Here is a 20406-nt window from a genome sequence, read left to right as displayed (position 1 = left end):
ATTGAGCGAGTGGTTTAGCGGGCCAGGGTGACTTGATAATGTCCCCAGGATGCCCGCTAGTACTTTGATTTTATGGACTGGGCAAGTAGTCCACGCTGGGAAAAGTGACTTGATCGACGACTTGTTTTACCCGCATTTGCGCTTGATAGGTCGCGCCCGATCGCGTGGTCTGAGTCGTAGTGAGGGTGTAGGTGAGGGGCTGACCCGGTTGGAGCAACGGTGCAAATTTATCACTGAGTTGCAGTTTATAAATATCACCCAAAACGGTAATAGTATTCTCGGTGGATAACTTGCCATTGATATTGTTAATGGCATAGGTATCCGAGATCGTTTGTTTGCCATTGCTGACCTTGACTTGTACCTCCAGACTTATAATTTCCTGCATTAATTTACCTTCATCGATCAGCGCAAAGTTACGAGCGTCTTTAAATTGATCGAAGCCCCGAAACTTGATTTGCTTGAGCCGTCCCGGTGCAATTCCATTGACAATTTCAAGTTTGTATCCTTTATCATTGCGGGTATTCCGGTATTCTAAATGACCCGGAATTTGGAACGATAAATCCCCGATCTTGTCAATGCGGGCCGCGATCGCTGGGTTACCAAGAAGATCGATGGATTTATTGGTTTTCCACTCCACTTGAAACTGATTCCGCACAGTTTGCAGGAGTTGATATTCCCCAGAAACATTCGATCCTGGAGCTAGGTATTGCCCTAAATCTGTTCTATTCAGCCAATTGTTTCTCAGTAGCCCGATCGATTGGCCCTGAATTTGCGCGATCGGCGCTTGCACCGTGAGAGTTTCCTGGGGAATCTGCACACCGGGTACCAGAACCACCGTACCATAGCTGCCGTCGGTTCCCCGGCGACCCTCTTGCCCCGGTCTACCGGCTTCTCCCGCCGTGGCATAGTAGCGATCGTGATCGACTACGCCGCGATGTTCCCAACGATATTCATAAGTTTCATTGTTATGTTCGTAGGATTTGTGGCCTGATTCTTCGCAGTCTTGCTTTTCGCGATCCACTTCCTGCCAACTGGCATTGGCCTCCTTGCGAGACCGACGCATCAATGCCCATTCACAAATGTCGATCGTCCAGGTTTGTCGGTAGGGTTGACAGCCCCGTCCTGCTGGGCCACCCCGGCCACCTTGTCCACCCATTCCCCCGGAATTGCGCAGTTGCAAGTTCCGTAGCTGCGCCAATTCACTCAAAAAGATCGTCACGTTGCCGCCGTTGCCGCCATTGCCGCCGTGACCGCCGTTACCCCCGTGGCCGCCCCTGGCACCTTGTAGATTGTAGGGGACATTGCGGGGCGACTGACAGTATTGGGCATCCTCACCATAGCCGCCATTGTCCCCGTTTTCGCCACGACTCCCAGACAGGTCAAGCGTCTGTAGGCTATTGGTCACTGGACTATTGGTCACTGGACTATTGATCACTGGACTATTGATCAGTTGAATCGATTGATTTTGGCCATCATTACCACTGCGGCCACTGCGACCCGAGATACCATCCCGTCCCGGCTGGCCAAAGATCTCCGTACGGGCGATCGCGCTCGGAATAAACTGAGTGACCATGGCAGTACTGAGGGCAGTACTCATGGCAAGAAACTGAAGGGATTTCATAGAAGATCTAGCAAGGAGGGCAAGTAACCCAAGCGCCAACCCCAGCGATCGCGCTGCCTCAACGTAGCAGAGCAATCCCGAGAGCAGGAACTCGCGTGGGTAAAGATGACGGATTCCCCGTGAAATTGTTCATCGAAGGAATTACGAAGATCTACCTAATGGCCTCGCTAGCTTATGCAGGGGAATGGAGAGACGCTGAGACCCAGTGCGGCCTTAGGCGGCGGCGTCCACGGCTTGCAGATACGCTTGATAAATGAAATCAGAAAAACAGGTGAACAACACTTTTTCGATCGTGGAATTGGTTTCTAAAAAGCGGGTGGTCTCCGCGATCGCAATTTGTGTGGCTTGGTCAACAGGATAGCCATACACGCCACAACTAATGGCTGGAAAGGCGATCGTTTGCACCTGCCGTTCCACCGCCAGCATCAACGAGTGCTGATAACAGGAGGCTAACAATTCCGCTTCCTGCTGGTTGCCGCCGTACCAGACAGGCCCCACGGTATGAATAATCCATTGCGCAGACAGGTCATAGCCCCGCGTGATTTTAGCCTGTCCCGTTTCGCAGCCGCCTAACGATCGGCATTCCGCCAGCAATCGCGGCCCTGCGGCGCTGTGAATCGCTCCATCCACACCTCCACCGCCTAACAAGGACGTTTTTGCTGCATTGACGATCGCGTCTACTGCCAGTTTAGTAATATCGGCTTGAATAATTTCAATTCGGTTTAGCATCGTGATCTACCGGGTGAATCTTAATTGAAGTGATTATTCTCAGGATAGCGTTATCTTTTTCATCATTCTCATCACTTAGGATAGCTAATTCTTTGATGGTTAGACTGTTGCCATACCTGCAAAAAGACCTGACCAATTTTGGTGAGATCCTCCCGTGACAGACTGGAATTAGCCAGTTGTCCATCTTGCCATCTGGCCCGTAGGATTTTCTGAATCATATTATTCGCGATATCCGGAGTCGCATCTTTGAGCGATCGCAGGGCCGCCTCACAGGAATCCGCCAGCATCACAATGCCCGTTTCCCGCGACTGGGGTGCAGGCCCGTCATAGCAAAAATCAACATCCTTCACCACCTTACTCCCATCCTGTTGGGCTCTCTGCTGGGCACGATAGTGGAAATAGGCGATCGACATTGTGCCTTGGTGCTCTGGAATAAATGCCTGCACTGCTTTTGGCAATCGTGCTTTTTTGGCCATGACAATGCCCTCAGTGACATGTTTTTTGATGATTTTCGCACTCTCCCAGGGATCATCAATCACATCATGTTTGTTAGTGCCGCCCATTTGATTTTCAATAAATCCTAGGGGATCATGCATTTTGCCAATGTCATGGTACAGGGTGCCCGTTCGAACCAATTCCACATTGCAACCCAATTCCCGCGCCGCTGCTTCCGCCAAGTTTGCCACAAAAATGGTGTGCTGGAAGGTACCCGGAGCCTCCGCTGCCAGCCGCTTGAGCAACGGTCGGTTAGGGTTCGCCAGTTCCAAGAGACGAATGGTGGGAGCGAGGTCAAAAAATTGTTCCAGATAGGGACTTAACCCGATCGCGACAATGCTCCAAATCACACCCACCAGTGCTTGCAGGCCCATTTCCGTTACTAAGGCGTAGCTAAAGCCCCCCGTAAGAATCCCCAAGAGTCCATAGGTGGTGCCTTGCAGCAGGCCAATCATTAAGCCCAATAGCGCTTGTTCTTCCCGCGATCGTAGTTTCCCAGCCAGCATTGCCGCCAACAGTCCCCCCAATAGGCTTGGCAACCATTGCTTAATCCCTAGCACCATGCCCACGGGCAGCAATCCCCCCAGTCCCGCAGTCAGCAAAATCGCCGCCGGAGCGCCATAGAAGGTGCTGCTTAAAATCCCAATCATCGACAAATTAGGGACTGGAATTTTTAACATCAACAACAACGGTGTAGATAACGCTAAGAGAAGCACTAACCCGTCATCCCGCCGTCGCCACTGCTCCGTGAGCGAAGGCATCAATCGAGAAAAGACCAGAACGACAACTGCAACACCACCCCCAAACATGCACAGACCGATCCAGTTAGTACGTCGTTCGCTCAGTCCAAAATACTCTAATAATAAAAACTGCGATCGTTCAATTTTTGACCCGCCATAGACGATCACGGCATCTTTGCGAATCGTTACCATTTGAGGCGGCACTTCGTTGGCATTTTTATCCGCCGTGGCCTGAATGCGCGCTAGATCAGGAACTAAATTCGGCTGGAGCGATAATTTTAGAAGATTTTTCGCAGTGGTCTGGGTGTTGGTTGGGAGACTGCCTTGAACTTGTAGATCGATCGCCTGTTGCAGAGCCTCGTCGGGCAATCCCTGGGCAATCCCCTGCGCCAACATACGATCGGCAATTTTGCTAATTGTGGTTTGTATTTGCTTCCAAGTTGGGTCTGACCAATCTAATAACGCTGGGTCAAATTGCAATTTAGAATCGACAAATGTCGCATCTTGCAGGGCAGAAATGGCTGTTTTGTAAGCTTGACGGCTCTCTTGCACCGTGCGCAGAAATGGGCTGAAGTCGGCTGAAGTCTGGCGACGGAGATAGGTTTGAATCGCTTGAATGACTTTTTGTTGATTGGGATCTTTAACAGCGGTTAATTGCAGTTGTTTTAGGCGCTGTGAGTTTGGCCCGATCGCCTTGGACTGTTTGAGAATATCTGTTTGCACTGCCTGCCACTCCGCATCACTCCACTTGCGGAGAGACTGTTGCACAGCGATCGGCAAATCTGCGGGTTTCAAGTAAGGCAACGCCCCGGCCAATTTGCGAATCCGGTTACCTTGATCAAACAACCGGTGTAATTTTTGCTGCGTGGCCGACTGCACCTGGGGATCGATCATGACAAATCGATTCACATCCTTGCGGGCCTGTTGTTGCTTTGCTTCGGTGGCTTCCGCATCTTCTACACTTGCGTTTGCAGGGGCAATAATCGTTTGCGGGGCCATTTTCCCGATCGCCAATTGGGGTTGGGAATAAAACCGTTGACCCAAGGCAATGGTTAATGAAGTCACCGCAATCAAGCCAAATAACTGGGGATGGAGATGACGCATAATCTGAGCGAAACGTTTTGACATCGTGAATTCCTAATCAATAACGTTATGAAATCAGCCTAAATCCCTAGCAAAAGACTAGTTGTTGGTTCAAAATCCACTCATCGATCGTGATATCTTGGCGATCGCTGATCCCAACTCTACATCCTAGAAGCCTGAATCAAGATCGCCAAATCCAAGAAGCATGAAGACTCAAAGTACGAATGCTCGGCTGGAAGGATCACTACCGGAAGCAGACATACTTGCAGTATGAATAGCGAGACCTGTGCAAACTCGGAGCGTGAATGTTAAAAGCTATAGTGTCATCTCCATACAATTTAAGTTTTGACAACCCTTAAAACTTTAGTAAAACAGGTATAAGTACCGATTGATTAATCCAATTCAAATCAGAATAAACAAGATCAATAAAACAGTTGAATAGATGGAAAATATCACAATATATTGTAGAAATTGTGGATTACAACAGCAATCGGGAGGCAGCCTCCTCAATCATTGCAAAATCAATCATTTCAAAAAGCACTCTAAAAAAGTATTTTAAAAAAATCAATTTATCGATCTTCGTGTCAATAATACGGCTTGTCAATGAGGGTGTCCGGGAAATTTCCTTCTAGAAATTTGGACTATCCCCCATCCCTTGTCCAGTCAGGGTTACAAAGCGATCACTGTCCCTGGTCACATCATGTTCCACACTCAGTTAGGGACGGTTGCGCGATCGCACTTTCAACGATCGGGGGGCCGCAACCGATGGCGCTGTTACCTTAGCGCGTAGTTGTGGATCAATCCCAGCCCAAGCAAGGAGTAACTGTGTAGCTAGCCATTCACTCTGAGGCTCGTTTAATATCCTATCTGCTAGTCCCCCGTCTTCTAGTCTTGTGTCTTCTAGTCTTGTGTCTTCTAGGATTCTGTTCGCTCTAACCGAGTTCGCAGTCCTACCCCAGGCTCGCCAAGCGATCGGTAAACCCATCACCCCATTGTAAGCTCCCCCCAAAGCTCCCGCTAGGGCTCCCGTCAGGGTTGGATGATCGCTGGCCCGCACCGCTCGATCGACCACCGTTCCCACATCTTGTGGGGTGGAGAGAAAGCAATAAAGAACCTGCAAAACCTGCTGAGCATCCTTAGGCATCTGCGATCGGGTTTGTAACCATTGCTGGACAAACTCTAGACTGCGTTGCTGCGTCAGCCAATCTTCTAAGGTACTGATATGGGATAGGTTGAAGCCAGACTCTCCCTGGGGATGATCCGCCTGCGCCTGATCCCGCTTCTCCATAACCGGAAATGCCATTAACCACGGTCGCAGAAATTGGGCTAGGGCTGTTTTAGGGGACTCAGAATTTTGCAACGCCAGGGATAATCCTCCACCCACCAGCCCGAACAGCGAACAATGGCTAGGCCGCAAAGTGGGGAGGATCCTTTCTAGGATATGATTCAGCGCTCTGGGACTTTCATGGCCGTACAGCAGATAGGGCAACAGGCCGATCGCCCCTTCCAAGGGGGGAGTGGTTTCCGTCAACCACGGCAGTAAGCCCGCGATCGCTGCATCAGTCGGTAGAGGAAACGTACTCAGTACTGTGCGATCGTTGCTGGGGTCGCTCCTAGCTGCCACCAAGCTGTGGGTAGACTGCACCAGCCGTTGACTCAACTGACCGCAAGCAGACGACAGGATAGCGGGAGACTCATCCTGGAGCGCAGACCCTGTCCAGCCGCCCTGAGATCCCCGCCATGCTCCCAGAACTGCACCCAAAAGACAGCCTTGGAACCGCAGTAGAAGGGGATAGGAAGTCCGGGTCATGGTTGCTTGCTCCGTGAAGTATTCCATAGGTTACTCCGCAAATGGCTTCACGAGTTGTAGAAGCCCGTAGAGTCGTCTTGCCCAGTGATTGCTACGATCGCTGCCGTAGCTGACCTAGCCGTAGATGACTCAGCCATAAGATGCACGATCGCGGCTCCGTCAACGTAATCTGAATCTAATCTTCAGGTCGATCTCAGGTCGAATCTCAGGTCGATCTCAGTCCGATCTAAGTCAGAGATAGTATAAACTTCAGGGGAGTTAAACGTCTGCGTGGCAAGCTGAGGGAATTTCTGGGATGAGACAGGATACTCACCATCAACGACACAATCTCCTTGTCAGGATTGCAGGAGCTGGAATTTTGGGGCTTTGGGGCGCGATCGCTCCTTGCAATACCCCCTGGCATTTTGCGTCCACCAGCGCCCAGGCCGAAGTGTCTCCTGTGGCAACTATCCCCAACGTGGCAACTATCCCCAACACAGTTCCCACTCCCACGGCGGCACTCAACCGGCCATTGCTCAAGCTGGGCAGTCAGGGAGTCGATGTCTTGGAACTCCAAGGCATGCTCAAACTGTTAGGGTTCTACAACGGGAGTCTGACAGGAACCTATACCGAAGAAACTTTGATTGCGGTCACTCGCTTCCAGCAGGCCGCTGGCTTAAGTCAAGATGGCATCGTAGGGAATGGAACCTGGGCCAAATTACTGCCGCCTGCACCCGGTACCACACTGCCTAGTTCAGGGCCTAGTGCATCACCTAGTGCGACGCCCCCCAGCCCAACGGCTCCCCAGACAGCGCCTCCCAAATCCTCTACCCCGATCGCCCCTCCGCCCAAAACGGCCTCAGCACCCAAACCCCAGTCCCCCCAAGGGACGACCCAGGATGCCTATCCCGTTCTGCGGAAGGGCGCTAGCGGTGATGCAGTCATTCAATTACAGAAACGACTCCGCGCGATCGGGTTATTACAAAGTCTGGCGGATGGCATTTTTGGGGATGAAACGGAAGCAGCCGTCAAAGCCTTACAGGAGCAAGCGAAGTTGGATGTGGATGGGGTTGTTGGTGAAGCCACCTGGCGGGCTTTACAACGCTAAGAACGCTGATTTTTAAATCACCTCAAACTGAAGTATTGCAAAATGTAACAAGCCATCAACTTTGATAAAACTCTTGTTTTTTTCAGTCTGTACCGAGTAGATTAGATGCAGGCACTAAAGGAGCCAGACACCTCCTCTCTAAATCCCTGATTAAAGCTTGTGCCTCCTGCTTTGATCCCATCACAAAGGTTAACTTTTGAGCTTTATCTTCGGTCTCAAAATCTTAGCTCTGGAATCTGGTCTCAAACGCCATTCAACTCAATTAACATGTACCTGCTAGTTACTTTGTTTGAGGCTTCTCTACAATCCATCTAGAAGTACAGTCTGAATAGACTGAGAGCGATTTTTAAGGTCTGTTGACTACTGTGATTTTGTCCACGATTTCGCTTTCGTAATTGAACCAAGTTGCAAATTGAATTAATCTCTAGTATTCAGGGTCTAGTCATTTTGACTAGGCCCTTTGAGATGTTGAGAAAGATTCATTCAATAAGCTAGATTAAATCCGCGAGATTAAGTTAGCTGGGTGGCAAAATTCTAGGATTCTATAAACCCAATTTCAAACCCAATTTTGTGTCATTCTTGGATTCAAATCTGGTCAGACAATTGGAAAGTCTGTTATAGAAAATCGGTATGGTCGCTTTAGATGACTGCGTACGATCGGTAGTGATTTCGATCGAAGATCTTTTCCAGCAATTGCAATTGCAATCGGAGAGCAGCAATCCCGCAAATGAGGCCCATTCTCATCCTGCGATCCCTCGTTCTGCGATTCCTCATCCTGCGATCGTGATTGTGGATTGTCGTTTCTCCCTCATGCAGCCCCACCTCGGACGGCAGCAATATGAAGCGGGTCATCTGCCCGGTGCCTATTATCTTGACCTCAATCAAGATCTCTCGAGTCCCGTGGGTCGCCATGGAGGTCGCCATCCCTTGCCTGATCCAACAGTTTTGGCAGACAAATTAACAGCCATGGGCGTAACCTCAGAAACCTGGGTGGTGGCCTACGACGATTCTCGATTCGCATTTGCGGCGCGGTTATGGTGGCTATTGCGTTACCTGGGGCACGATCGGGTCGCGGTTCTCAATGGTGGTTGGTCTGCGTGGCAAGCCGCCGGATTGCCTACCACTACTGACCTTCCGTTGCCTCGGCAGGGAAACTTTCTCCCCCAGCCCAACCTCAGCGCAATTGTCGATATTCACAGGATTCGTGCGGGTCTTCCAGCGATCGAAGGGCATCAACCATCCCAAGCTGAGACGGTTCCGCCCAGTCTCTTGATTGACTCGCGGGAAGCCGTCCGCTACCGGGGGGAATCGGAACCGATCGATCCCGTGGCCGGCCACATTCCCGGTGCCATCAATGCCCCTTGGCAAGAAGTTACCGATGAACAGGGCTTTGTGCGATCGTTGGACTGGCAGCGCGATCGCTGGCACACCCTCCTAGGCGATGGGACTGAAATCCCGGAAAGCTCTGCAAGACCCGAAATTTCTGAAAACCCAGAAATCAGGCCAGAAATCATTGTCTATTGCGGCTCGGGGGTAACCGCCTGCGTCAACCTACTGTCTCTCCATCAAGTGGGCATTCCCGCAAAACTGTATCCCGGTAGTTGGAGTGACTGGTGCTCGTATTTGATTGAACCCGTTGAGATCTAACGTCCAGCCCAGGCTCTACGCCAAACCTGTGCTAAATCAACCCATGCTAAACACACCAGCGCTAAAAAAGTGGCACATTAAATACCACGCCGACTCCCAGTAGCCACCCATTGAAGTTCAGCCCTGGATTAGAAGAGTTACCGAAACTACGTCCCCCAAAAATATTGATTTGGGTACGGGGATTCAGTGTGTAACTCAGACGACCCGCCAGTTGATGGTACCAGTCTTCCCGCGATTGCTGGGTAAAGTGTGTCCAAATGAACTGGTAATCCAGGGCCGCTTGCAAGCTGGGGGACAGTTGATAGCTGAGGGAGCTGATGAAAGTATTGATCAGTCGATCGTAGTCTTTAATCTCATCCACCAAGCTCCAACGAAATTGGTAGTAAGTATTGAAGCTGAGCTGTCGAGTGAGCGGATCTTGGCGAGAAAATTCGATTCGCAAAGAATTATCGTTCAGAAACCGTTCTCCGGTCAGAACATTCCGTAACCCTTCCTTCGCTGTAAAGAGTTGTTGGTTGCTCCAGCCAATTTCCCCAAACATGCGGGGACTCAGCCTTTGCAAAATTCCCGCCCGAAATCGCAGTTCATCGTAGTTTAAGAGCGAGGCATTAGCGTATCGAATGACATTGGCATCGATCGACGTTACTGCATAGGTTTGAGGGCCGAGGGCTGGTGCATAGAACAGGGTCAACCCCGATCGGATCAAGCCATCGGATTCCTGCAAAAAAGCGGACGAAAAAATATTGGTATTGCGAAAATAATCTACCCGACCTAACAAGAAGACAGAGGGCGCTTTGGGGGGTGGGGGCGCGGGCAGGGGGCGGGGCTCCCGAATACGTAAGTCTCCTAATTCTGGATCCGAAGCACTAATTGGACGTAAGGTTAAGGTTCCTAGCTCGGGATCCGTATTCGGTTTGAGGCGAATTTCCCCCAATTCTGGATCATTTCCAGGATTTTGAGCCAATTGGGCAGTAGCTCGAGACGGTGCTGGCAGGGGAGAAGCGATCGCTTCCATTTCAGCGATCGTTACAGGTTGCCAGGGCTGGAGCGCGATCGTGTCCAGCAATGTCCACTGGGTTACTCGATTAGATATTTTTCGATTAGGGATTTCTCGCTCAGGGATCTCGCGAACATTGGGAGAAAAGTCCCTCCCATGGGAGAACTGGGAACGTTCGAAGGATAGATCAAGCGAATCGAAAGAATTAATGGGTAAATTGTTCTGAAATGTACTATTTAGTGGTGAATTCTGGGGTAGGGCTAGGGGATTGGGAAGAGGCCCGATCTGTCTGGCAGGTGGTGGGGCTAGGCGTAAATCTGGAGGGGATCCAAAAGTAGGTCGATCGGGTCGATTGAAAAGCGGCGGCAAGGGAGGTGGTGAATTGACTGGTGCTGAGCCATTGTTGTTTGGGGGGAGAGGAGGAGCCAAATCTGCCCAGGCAGGCAAGCTCACCCCAACATTGGTGAGGGCAAGGAGACAGCTGAGGTTGGCTATCCACCGCAACAACGGCGTCGAGTCATTGTGAAGTTGCTGGAGCAAGAGACAATCACCTTCAAGTTTGATGAGCGGGTGTTCTAAACAGAACTCGGAAAAGGATGCAGATGACTGAAGATACAGATGAATAAATGCTTGTCCACAGAAGTGCCCACCCAACATGACGGGAACCCCCGATCGAGCTACCTCGATTGAGGGACTCATGTTTTTGGGGGACTGATCTCTGCCTAGATGCTACACACAATCCTTCAGCTCTACTCCGTTTAGAGGACAACAAAATCCAGATCTGCCTTATTTTTTAACTGCTATTGCATCTCCTGTCATCCCCATTATGATGAGTGCAGGCAGAGCTTCTTCAACCACCCGGTATTCCCTAGGGCTTGTTACCCATTGCATTTCCATGAGATCTCGGCTTGCAGGTGTTAAGTATTACGATTCCCTAGGTTCTTTGGACAAGAACTTGCCATACTAGGTACTGAAAGTTGTCGTGACAAATCATCCAAGCAATACAGAATAATACAGAAAACTACAAATGCCTGTAGTGCTGTCAATGGGGTGTGCTATCAAAGTATGAGGGTGTGACACGATACAGTATGTTTGAGTGATCGAGTGATAGGCATATAGGATCTACTAATCAGATAATCATTATCGGCACTGAAGAAAAATTGTCACTGAAGCAAATTTCAACGGGCCGACTCACTCCCATATTGACTTCTATGTGTGACGCCCATATGTGTATGTGACGCCCATATATGAATGATGGGGGGTGACGTTCTCTAGGATTGTGCGATATATCTACTGCGGTATATCTACTAGGTGCGGTATATCTACTAGGTACTGAGGGTGCATGGCATCGGAGCGACTTCTTATTACACTCAACTTGCGGGGCAGTTATGTTTAGTAAATGGTTCCCTCTTGCGGCCATCACAGGGTTTAGTCTGGGGTTGGTACTTCAATGGAATGGCGCGATCGCCGCACCCTTAACAGATGCACGGGTCAAAAAACTGGTTCGTGAAGTCCAAGTTGCCCTGAAAAACCAAGGACGTCGTTCTGCCCGCATTGAGGATCGCTTGACACCGGGAGATCTGCTCTCTACTCGCAAAGCCTCCCGTGCCGACCTCCGGTTTAACGATGGAACCTTTGCTCGAGTGGGTGAACTTTCCACCTTTAGCTTCCGGCCTAACCAGCGCCACTATGATCTCAGCAAGGGCACTTTTCTCTTTGTCATTCCGCCAGGTCAGGGGGGAGGAACCTTCAGAACGCCCAACGCAACCGCAGGCGTACGGGGATCAGCACTCTTCATTCGCTACATCGAAGAGGATGACATTACGGTCGTAGGGGCACTCACCAATAACCCCACCGGCCCGATGGAAATTGAAAATAAAAGTGGTGAACAAAAACTGGGGCTCCGGGCTGGGGAGATGGTTGTCCTACAAAAAGACAAAATTATCGGCCTCTATGAATTTGACCTACGCCGCTTCTATGAAACGAGTGAAATGGTCAAGGGGCTAGATCTACAGGGCCGTAACGGACGGCATTCCGATCCTGATATTGCCAAGGTGCAGGAAGAAACGGTTCAAGCGTTGCAAGAGCAGGTGCCCTTTGCAGGTGCGATCGCTGAAACTCCCGATATTCTGAAAAACCCCGCCCACCGACTGGTCAAAGCAGGCACCCCATCCTTGCCCAGTACTGTGGCAGGGGGAGCCGCCTTTGATTTAGCCAATCCTAACTTGCCCGATGCAAGGATCCAATTTAATGGTCAGATAACTGGAACCGCTTCAGTTGTTTCACCCCCACCTGGCAATTCATCGAGTGTGAGTTTAGGGCAAGGTCAAGAAAATCGGGGAGAAGATCGAGGTGCTTCGGAACAGCCTTTTCTAGTGAGAGCTCAAAATGGAGGAAGCAGGGTAGAACCATCTAAACTCGATCCACCAGTACCTACACCTCCTGCGCCGCAACCCCCAGCGCCAATCCCACAACCTCCTGCGCCGCAACCTCCAGCGCCAATCCCACAACCTCCTGCGCCGCAACCTCCAGCGCCAATCCCACAACCTCCTGCGCCGCAACCCCCAGCGCCAATCCCACAACCTCCTGCGCCGCAACCCCCAGCGCCAATCCCACAACCTCCTGCGCCACAACCCCCACAGTTACCCAATCCTGGTCTTCCAAATCCTGGTACCCCACCAGGATTGAATAACGGAACTGCGCCCAATGGAGTGGGAAATAACGGGACGCCTCCGGGACTGAATAATGGAACAGCACCTGACCCAGGTTTAAGTTCTCTCCGGAATCCTCCCTCGACACCCACTCCAACGACCGTTCCCTCGCTGGATGCTAGTCAAAATTCCTCAGCTTTGCCGCCTGCATTGAACACCTCGACCACTCCACCTGGATTAAATAACACGCCATGAGGTTGAAAGACTGAGGTAAGCATGGGGCAGTGAGGATCAAGAAGCAAATCACTGCATAAAGCAAATCACTGCATAAAAAGAGGGCTTGAGCAGCCCTCTTTTTTGTTACGGTTTCCGATCTCGTTTTGGGTTACCGATCGCTATAGTCCTCGGGTTCTATTGGTTGGCTTCATTCCACCCCTTCTCAGCATCCCCGATCGCTTGATCAACCGATTTTTGCCCCAGCATCGCAGATTGGAGATTTTCATAGATCAGCTTTTGCAATTGCTTGACATTTTTCATAGCTGGAATGAGCACCTCGGCTTCCTGAAGTTGTTTAGCACTGATAATTCGGGCTTGATCCAGTGGGGTCGCTTGGGCGGGAACCTGGCTAAAGTAAGGATCTTGCAGAGCTGCTTGGGTAGACGGCAAAACGTTAGCCGCCTTTGCAAAGGCCAATTGATTTTCGTTATTGGTGACAAAAAGGGCAAATTTTAGGGCGGCTTCCGGCTGATCCGTCATTTTAGGAATGACTAAGTTCATCACTGCCACGTTTTTCTTCCCAGTTTCTCCGGTGAGCTGGGCTGCGGGAGCCGAAACTTTCGCGATCGCCGGAGCATTATTCCCAATGGTACGCAGAAACTCTGGGCTGGATGACAGGATAGCTGTTTCCCCTTGTTGGTAGAGATCAATGCCATGGCGGTGACCTTCGGTCAGTGCTTCCTTAGGCAGTCGTCCATTTTTATACAACTCTACCCAGCTTTGAAAGATCGCCTTCCCTTGCGGTGTATTGAACGCAGCTTTGCCCTGGCTGTCCACAAGGGAAACGCCCTGCTGGACAAAGGATTCCAACACTTCCCCAGAATCCGTCGGTACCAGGGTCGAGAAAAAGGCATATTTCCCCGTTTTCTCCTTAATTTGGGTTGCTGCCTTAAATAACTCAGCAAACGTAGCAGGGGGTTGAGCCAATCCCGCTTTTTGGAGTAACTCGCGGTTGTAGATCGCAATGCGTGTCGTCAGGTACCAGGGCACTCCAAAGGTTTTGCCCTCCAGCGTACTGGCTTTCCAAATGTTGGGTAAGTACTGTTGTTGGATGTCGGACGGTACTTTGTTGGTCAGATCCATCCAGACATCTTTCTCCGCCAGTTGGGAGGCGAAGTTAGGATTCAAATTGACCACATCGGGAGCAGTTTTGGCGGCCACCGCCGTGAGGATTTTGCTTTCCATGGCAGCCCAGGGCACATCAACCCACTTGACTTTGATGCCGGGGTTATCAGCCTCAAAACGGCTAATTAGCTGGTTGAAGTAGCTGGTGTATTGGGGCTGAAGCTGCATGGTCCAAAATTCCACTTCCCCTGAGCCTGCTGCTTTTTGGCCATTCCCCCCACAGCTGATGAGCCAACTGGTCAGGACTCCCAACAGACCTAAGAGACAAAACCGTTGCCATGCTTTGCCCCACGGCCTACCCCACGGTTTACCCCACGATTTGCTGAACGGTTTGCTGAACGGTTTGCTCAACAGCCTGTTCCGCCATCGGCTCCATCCACTGTATATCCCATCCATCATGACTTTCTCTCCAGTGACCCCCGATCGCACCATCCAGCTTAGGAACGGGGCTTGACTATCCCGGTCAGTCTACCAAAGGAGCGAATCTTGCGGAAAACTCAGATTTTTTCGTGCGTTTTTGAAGATTGTGTGTAACATCACTGTTGGGGTGCTATTCGTATTTAGATCAAATGTTTCTTCAACGAAGAACATCTTGGGCTAATTGAGTAGCTTCATGCTTATAAATTGAACCTACTTTTTAGAGTTTCTAGATTTCATCGATTGGAACATTCAGTCGATGCAAATTCTCTCCAAAATGAGATGCAATTTGCTATCTGAAGAGGAACTCTAACGCAGTCTCTATAGGATAATTGCTCGATTTTCAGATCGAGTCTATAGCAAGAGTCGCGCTAGATTGCGAGAGATTGATCATCTTGGCAAAACTAGTCGTTCATTCTGAAATAAATTGTGTACCATGCGGTAGAACACACTGTATTCAACAGTGAGTTGTCGTGTTTCGGTTCGCCATTTCTTACTTTCAAACTCGTTCATAGTGGGCTAGCAACGCTGTGGTTAACAGTTTTAAGGGTCTATTTTCAAAGAAGTCGAAAGGGGTCGGTATTGAATTGGCTCCCGATCGCGTCAACATCGTGCTTTTGCGGCGGCAAGGGCAAAAATTTCGGCTGGCAAATTATGTAACCATTCCTGTTCCAGAAGGCATTTTTCAGGAAGGTCAAATTGTCGATCAATCTGCTATGGCGGAATTAATTCAATCAGCCATGGCAGAGAACAAAATCAAGGCAAAACAGGTTGCCACAGCTGTGCTTGGCGGGCGAGATACGGTGACGCGGATTATTCCGGTTCCTGCGGAGTTAGACGATCGGGAATTGCGGGACATGGTGCTGAACCAGGAGGCGGGTCTGTACCTGCCCTTCCCACGGGAAGAAGCAGATGTGGACTACCAAAAGCTGGGCCTGTTCATCGACGAAGATGGCATTGAAAAAGTTCAAGTGCTGTTGGTGGCTACCCGCAAGGAAATGACTGACTCCTACATCCGCACCTTTCGGCAAGCGGGACTGGAGATTGATGTGTTAGAAATTAGCAGCTTTTCGCTAATTCGCACCATTCGAGACCAGTTGCGTCAGTTCGCCCCCCAAGAAGCCGTTGCGATCGTCGATATTGAGTTTGAAAGTACTGAAATTTCGATCACTGTGGATGGCGTTCCGCAATTTTCCCGCACCGTGCCAATTGGCACCTACCAAATCCAAAGTGCTCTGTCCCGCGCCATGAACTTACCGCCTTCACGCAGTATTGATTTGTTGCAGGGGATGACCATTCCTGTGAGTGCCGACATGGGCGGGCGGCCTGGGGGCACCAACCCAGGAACCGCAGCCATGTTGCGGATCTTAGGTGAGCTCGCCGATGAGTTGCGCCGATCGATCGACTTCTATACCAATCAAGGGGAAAACCTAGAGGTCGCTCAGTTGCTCTTGGCTGGCCCAGGGGCTGCCATTGGCCAACTAGACGAATTTTTTACCCAACGATTGAGCTTGCCCTGTAGTCAAATCGATCCTGTAGCAGCGTTGGCATTGGAAACCACCCAGGAAATTCCAGATACGGTTAGACCGAGTTTAGGCGTCGTGCTGGGCCTAGGTTTACGGGAGGCATGGTAGATGTACAGCTTAGATATTAATTTTCTCAACGATCGTCCCGATCTCAAACCCGATTCCGCATCTAGAAGTCGCGGCGGCCTCAGTACAGGACTCTCTCCAGACGACAAACGGCCTTTATATCTGGGGACGGGCTTGATGGTGCTGTGCTTGTTTGGCACATTGGGGGCTTGGGGATTTCTCAATTGGCAAAATGGAGCCTTGCAAGATGAGCAAGCGCGCTTAGATAGCCAACTGGGGAACTTGGAAGCGAAGAAAAAAGAGTTAGCCGAAGCCGAGAAAAAGGTAAAAGCAGCGGAAGACGAAATTCAAGCGTTAGCCTCTGTGTTTAACCAAATTAAACCCTGGTCTGCTATGGCTCAGGATCTGCGCGATCGCATGCCTGCGGGGATTCAGTTAAGTTCCATTACCCAACAGCAACCTCAAGGGCAACAAGCGGGAACCGCCGCCGCCAACAGTCCCACCTCGGGTGTTGTGGTGATTCAAGGCATTGCCCGCAGCTTTGAAGAGGTGAACGATTTTCTAGTCGTGTTGCAGCAATCCAACTTCCTGAAGGGGGATCAAACTAGCATCGTTTCTGTAGAACGGGAAGATCCTAAGGCGCTGTCGCAGATCAGCTTGCCGATCGAACGCAAGGATACGGGCTCTTCTCAAACATTAGACATTCCCAAGTTTCCAGGTGACATCAAGTTTTCCATTCAAACGGCAGTGACCGAAGTGCCGACTGCTGATTTGGTTCGGGAACTCGATCGCAAGGGAGCAGTGGGTCTTGTTAGCCGCATTGAGTCCCTCAAAAACAAGGGAGTGATTAAACCATGACCGCTAGTGGAGATTTTATTCCTCAAGATCCTGAATTTGATTCAGGCCCCAATTATCCCTCGGCCTTTGGCATCACTTTCACTCCAACGGTGACGGGAGTTTTGTTGGGGGTTGGTGGAGTCGTCGGTGCCATCCTATTGTGGCTGAATCTGGGTCAGCCGGCATTGGATCAATACAACCAGCTCAAGGCGCAAGTGGCCGAGAAGCAGGAGCAACTGAAAGAACAGCAAACGATCGAAAAGAAGCTGAAAGATTCCAAGGTGCGATTAGCCAAAGTGGAACAGCAGCGTCAGCAAGTTTTGGCTTTGTTTGCCTCAGAAAAGAACCTCGATACGATTCTGTTTGATCTCAGTCAGTTGATTGAAAAGAATAATCGCGGGGTTGTCAATGAAAAACGGACAAAATTAGCCAGTTGCCCCAGTTGGGTTAAAGAGCAATACACCAATCTAGCCAGTGCTCAAAAGTTTGAAGAGCAATTTGGCCCGATCGTGGCTGAAGCGAAACTGCGGAAGTTTCAACCCTTTGTTGATCCGGCCCAGGCAAACAATCCAGCGGCAGCCACTGCCATTCCAGGGGTGGTGAACGATGGGTCCCTCGGAGAATCCCTCAACAACAAGCTGAAACGCAAGACCATTACCGTTGAGTTTGAAGGGAGTTTTAATCAAACCCAAAACATTTTCCGCACGATCGAGCGATTGCAGCCACTGTTGATTGTTCGTGAACTCAACGTCAAACGGGGGCGGGGCGGCCAAGAAGCCAAAGTCGGTCGCCTCTACGAAGTCAACCCAGGGGACGGCACCATTAAGTCCGCTGACCAAATCCGGTTTTTGACGAATTGTCAACCCGATTCCTTAGTGACGACTTCCTTCAAGATGGATGCGCTCATTCCCCTCACCCCCGATGAGACGAAGAAATTAGCCCCCAGCCCTAGTCCCAGTCCTGCGGCCAAGTAGGGCTAAGGGCAAGGACTTCGTTTGACGTTGACCTTGCTTGTGTTGACCTTGATAGATTAGACGATCGCGATCTTTCCCAAGGCGCGACCGCTTCACAACCCTTTTCCATCACCCTTTTCCATCAGAGGAGTGTACTGTGAGACAGTTTCGAGAAATTAGTGGAGCACTGGCTGCAACGGTCGCGCTAGTCGCAGTTGCCCACCCTGCCTTTGCAGCGTCCACCCAAGTGACCGATGTGCAAGTCAGCCCCAGTCAAACGGGATTTGACGTTATCCTGAAGACCCAATCTGAAGGCGGTAAAGCGCCTCAAGTCTTTAATACCAACCGAGGTAATACTTGGACAGGGTTTATTTTCAATGCCCAGTTAGCCAAGAATCAACCCCTACGTCAGGATAATCCGGCTCCAGGCATTGCTTCAGTCATGGTGTCTCCGGTGAATAACGGCGTCCAGGTGACGGTGGTCGGCCAAAACGGTACCCCCACCGGACAAATTACCCGCAAAGATGGCGGCAGTGTGGTGTTTAGCGTGAATGGCAAACCGGGCGACAATCGCATCGCCCAAGCCCCCCCAGCCCCCAGCGCTGCCCCCACCCCAGCGCCTTCGATCGCGCCCTTTGTCCCGAATCCCACAGCCCCCCGGACGGCTCCCGTTGCACCGATCACGCCGGTACCGCCGCTGCTGCCCAAGGCTTCTCCGCCTCCAGTGGGTGATATGGCGGTGGCACAGATTGACACCAGTCCGAGTTATATCGACCTAGGTACCAGTGAGCGGATTCCACGCTTGGTGCTGCGGGATGCCCCTGTGCGGGAAGTCTTGTCGCTTTTGGCACGGGCGGCAGGCATGAACCTGGCCTTTGCAGAAACGCCTGGATCTGGCCCTGGAGCAGCAGTCCCTGGCGCACCGGGTTCTGGCTCTAGCTCTGGTGGGCCGACGGTATCTCTGGATATTGAGAATGAATCTGTCCAGGATGTTTTCAACTACGTCCTGAGAATTGCCTGTGTTGCCCCCTCGGGAGCGTCTAGCGGTGCACCAGGCGGGGGTTCTCAATGTGCTAGCCTGGAAGCCAATCGCGTGGGCCGCACGGTGTTTGTAGGACCTCGGCTGCCGGATGATGCGCGGAATGTGATTTCCCGCACAATTCGGCTCAACCAAACCACAACGGAAAATGCCTCTAACTTTTTGACGACCCAAGGGGCAGAAACCCAGTTGCCCATCACCCAGGTGCAGGTACAAACCGTTGGGGAAGGGGCAGCCGCCAGAACGATCGAAACTCGGACGCCGACCATCCTGGCACTGCGAGCCAATGAAGGGGTTGGCCCCCTGATTTTACGGGGACTTTCGGTATCGGGCGATAACCGCTTGAATAGCATTACGCTGACCGGCTCACCGCGTAAAGTGGCGATCGCGACGGCATTGTTAACCCAATTAGATGCCCGGAAGCGCCAAGCGTCCGTTAGCGTCAAGATTATTGATGTGAACCTACTGGGTATTAACCGGGCAGGGACCAGTTTCTCCTTCAATATCAACGACACGAACGTTGTGAACTCCGGTGGAACCGCCATTATCAACCTGGGGAGCCGTAGTCCCGCCTCTGCCCCTGCAACCTTGGTTGATCAATCGGTGGGTTTAGCGCCGGTATCAGTCATTCCACCCATCTCCTTTGATGTGGGCAATCGCTGGTTAGGCCAACTGCAAGCGGCGATCGTGAATCAGAACGCCAAGATTTTGACTGATCCAACCCTAGTGGTACAGGAGGGCCAAAACTCCCAGGTGAAACTGACTGAAGAAGTCATTACGAACTTCAAAGTAGAAACGCAGGCAGGTTCTCCGCCAACGGTGACAGTCACGATTGAAAAACAGGAAGCTGGGTTAACCCTGGACTTGGCTGTGGAGCGGATCGACGATAACGGGTTTATCTCGATGCGCATTAAACCCGTGATTAAGTCACCTCAACGGACGGAAAGTGTGAGTTTGCCTGCCGGTGGACAGATTGCTCAACAACAAGTTACGCTCCTGCAAAGCCGTGAGGTTAACACAGGATTGATTCGGATTCGGGATGGCCAATCCTTGCTACTCACCGGGGTCATTCAAGAAGCCGATCGAGCTAATGTGCGGAAGGTGCCAATTCTGGGTGATCTGCCACTATTAGGTGCACTCTTCCGTCGGACAGAGCGGCAAAATGAACGCAAAGAAGTTATCGTGCTGGTAACGCCTAAGATTGTTGACGACAGCGATCGGTCTACCTTTGGGTTTGGTTATAACCCCAGCAAGGAAGCTCAGCAGATGCTGCAAAAGAGCAACAACTAGAGTGATTGGGTTGTGAA

At 51.0% G+C, this 20406-nt stretch carries 13 protein-coding genes; 7 read left to right on the top strand and 6 right to left on the bottom strand.

Going from position 1 to position 20406, the window contains the following annotated elements:
* Positions 1–70: 70 nt before the first annotated feature.
* From H6G21_RS12830 to H6G21_RS12815, 4 genes are all read right to left on the bottom strand, one after another.
* The gene (locus H6G21_RS12830) at positions 71–1621 is read right to left on the bottom strand and encodes a hypothetical protein (RefSeq protein WP_190573815.1); all 1551 of its coding nucleotides are present in this window, start codon (positions 1619–1621) and stop codon (positions 71–73) included.
* A gap of 213 nt (positions 1622–1834) precedes the next feature.
* Positions 1835–2350 (bottom strand): O-acetyl-ADP-ribose deacetylase, encoded by a 516-nt coding sequence (locus H6G21_RS12825; RefSeq protein ID WP_190573814.1) that lies wholly within the window; start codon positions 2348–2350, stop codon positions 1835–1837.
* Between the two features lie 71 nt (positions 2351–2421).
* Positions 2422–4713 carry an HDIG domain-containing metalloprotein gene (locus tag H6G21_RS12820; RefSeq protein WP_190573813.1) on the bottom strand — a complete coding sequence of 764 codons (2292 nt, stop codon included), beginning with the start codon at positions 4711–4713 and terminating at the stop codon, positions 2422–2424.
* Positions 4714–5383: 670 nt separating this feature from the next.
* Complete coding sequence (locus tag H6G21_RS12815) at positions 5384–6505, bottom strand: hypothetical protein (RefSeq protein ID WP_190573812.1); 1122 nt, start codon at positions 6503–6505, stop codon at positions 5384–5386.
* A 268-nt stretch (positions 6506–6773) separates the two neighbouring features.
* On the opposite strand from H6G21_RS12815, the gene H6G21_RS12810 reads away from it, so the two are divergent.
* Together H6G21_RS12810 and H6G21_RS12805 are read left to right on the top strand one after the other, a co-directional pair.
* Positions 6774–7565 carry a peptidoglycan-binding protein gene (locus H6G21_RS12810; RefSeq protein ID WP_190573811.1) on the top strand — a complete coding sequence of 264 codons (792 nt, stop codon included), beginning with the start codon at positions 6774–6776 and terminating at the stop codon, positions 7563–7565.
* Between the two features lie 630 nt (positions 7566–8195).
* A complete protein-coding gene (locus tag H6G21_RS12805; protein WP_190573810.1) occupies positions 8196–9212 on the top strand; it encodes a sulfurtransferase in 1017 nt (338 codons plus the stop codon).
* A gap of 61 nt (positions 9213–9273) precedes the next feature.
* On the opposite strand, the gene H6G21_RS12800 is transcribed toward H6G21_RS12805, so the two are convergent.
* On the bottom strand, positions 9274–10278 hold the full coding sequence (locus H6G21_RS12800; protein ID WP_190573809.1) for a hypothetical protein: 1005 nt from the start codon (positions 10276–10278) through the stop codon (positions 9274–9276).
* Between the two features lie 1319 nt (positions 10279–11597).
* Here H6G21_RS12800 and H6G21_RS26040 point away from each other — a divergent pair.
* A complete protein-coding gene (locus tag H6G21_RS26040) occupies positions 11598–13115 on the top strand; it encodes a FecR family protein (protein WP_190573808.1) in 1518 nt (505 codons plus the stop codon).
* A gap of 156 nt (positions 13116–13271) precedes the next feature.
* Here the strand turns inward: H6G21_RS26040 and H6G21_RS12790 are convergent, their stop codons facing one another.
* On the bottom strand, positions 13272–14429 hold the full coding sequence (locus tag H6G21_RS12790; RefSeq protein ID WP_347278015.1) for a sugar ABC transporter substrate-binding protein: 1158 nt from the start codon (positions 14427–14429) through the stop codon (positions 13272–13274).
* A 779-nt stretch (positions 14430–15208) separates the two neighbouring features.
* Between H6G21_RS12790 and H6G21_RS12785 the strand changes: the two genes are divergently transcribed.
* From H6G21_RS12785 to H6G21_RS12770, 4 genes are all read left to right on the top strand, one after another.
* Entirely contained in the window at positions 15209–16312 is a 1104-nt protein-coding gene (locus H6G21_RS12785) for a type IV pilus assembly protein PilM (protein WP_190573807.1), read from the top strand.
* Entirely contained in the window at positions 16313–17128 is an 816-nt protein-coding gene (locus H6G21_RS12780; protein ID WP_190573806.1) for a PilN domain-containing protein, read from the top strand.
* The gene (locus H6G21_RS12775; RefSeq protein ID WP_190573805.1) at positions 17125–18081 is read left to right on the top strand and encodes a hypothetical protein; all 957 of its coding nucleotides are present in this window, start codon (positions 17125–17127) and stop codon (positions 18079–18081) included. Before H6G21_RS12780 ends, H6G21_RS12775 begins: the two co-directional genes overlap by 4 nt.
* A 136-nt stretch (positions 18082–18217) precedes the next feature.
* Positions 18218–20389 (top strand): secretin N-terminal domain-containing protein, encoded by a 2172-nt coding sequence (locus H6G21_RS12770; RefSeq protein WP_190573804.1) that lies wholly within the window; start codon positions 18218–18220, stop codon positions 20387–20389.
* The last annotated feature ends 17 nt before the right edge of the window (positions 20390–20406 follow it).

This window comes from Alkalinema sp. FACHB-956, from assembly GCF_014697025.1.
Taxonomy (GTDB): Bacteria; Cyanobacteriota; Cyanobacteriia; order Leptolyngbyales; family Leptolyngbyaceae; genus Alkalinema.
This window is presented reverse-complemented; position numbering and strand designations above follow the sequence as displayed.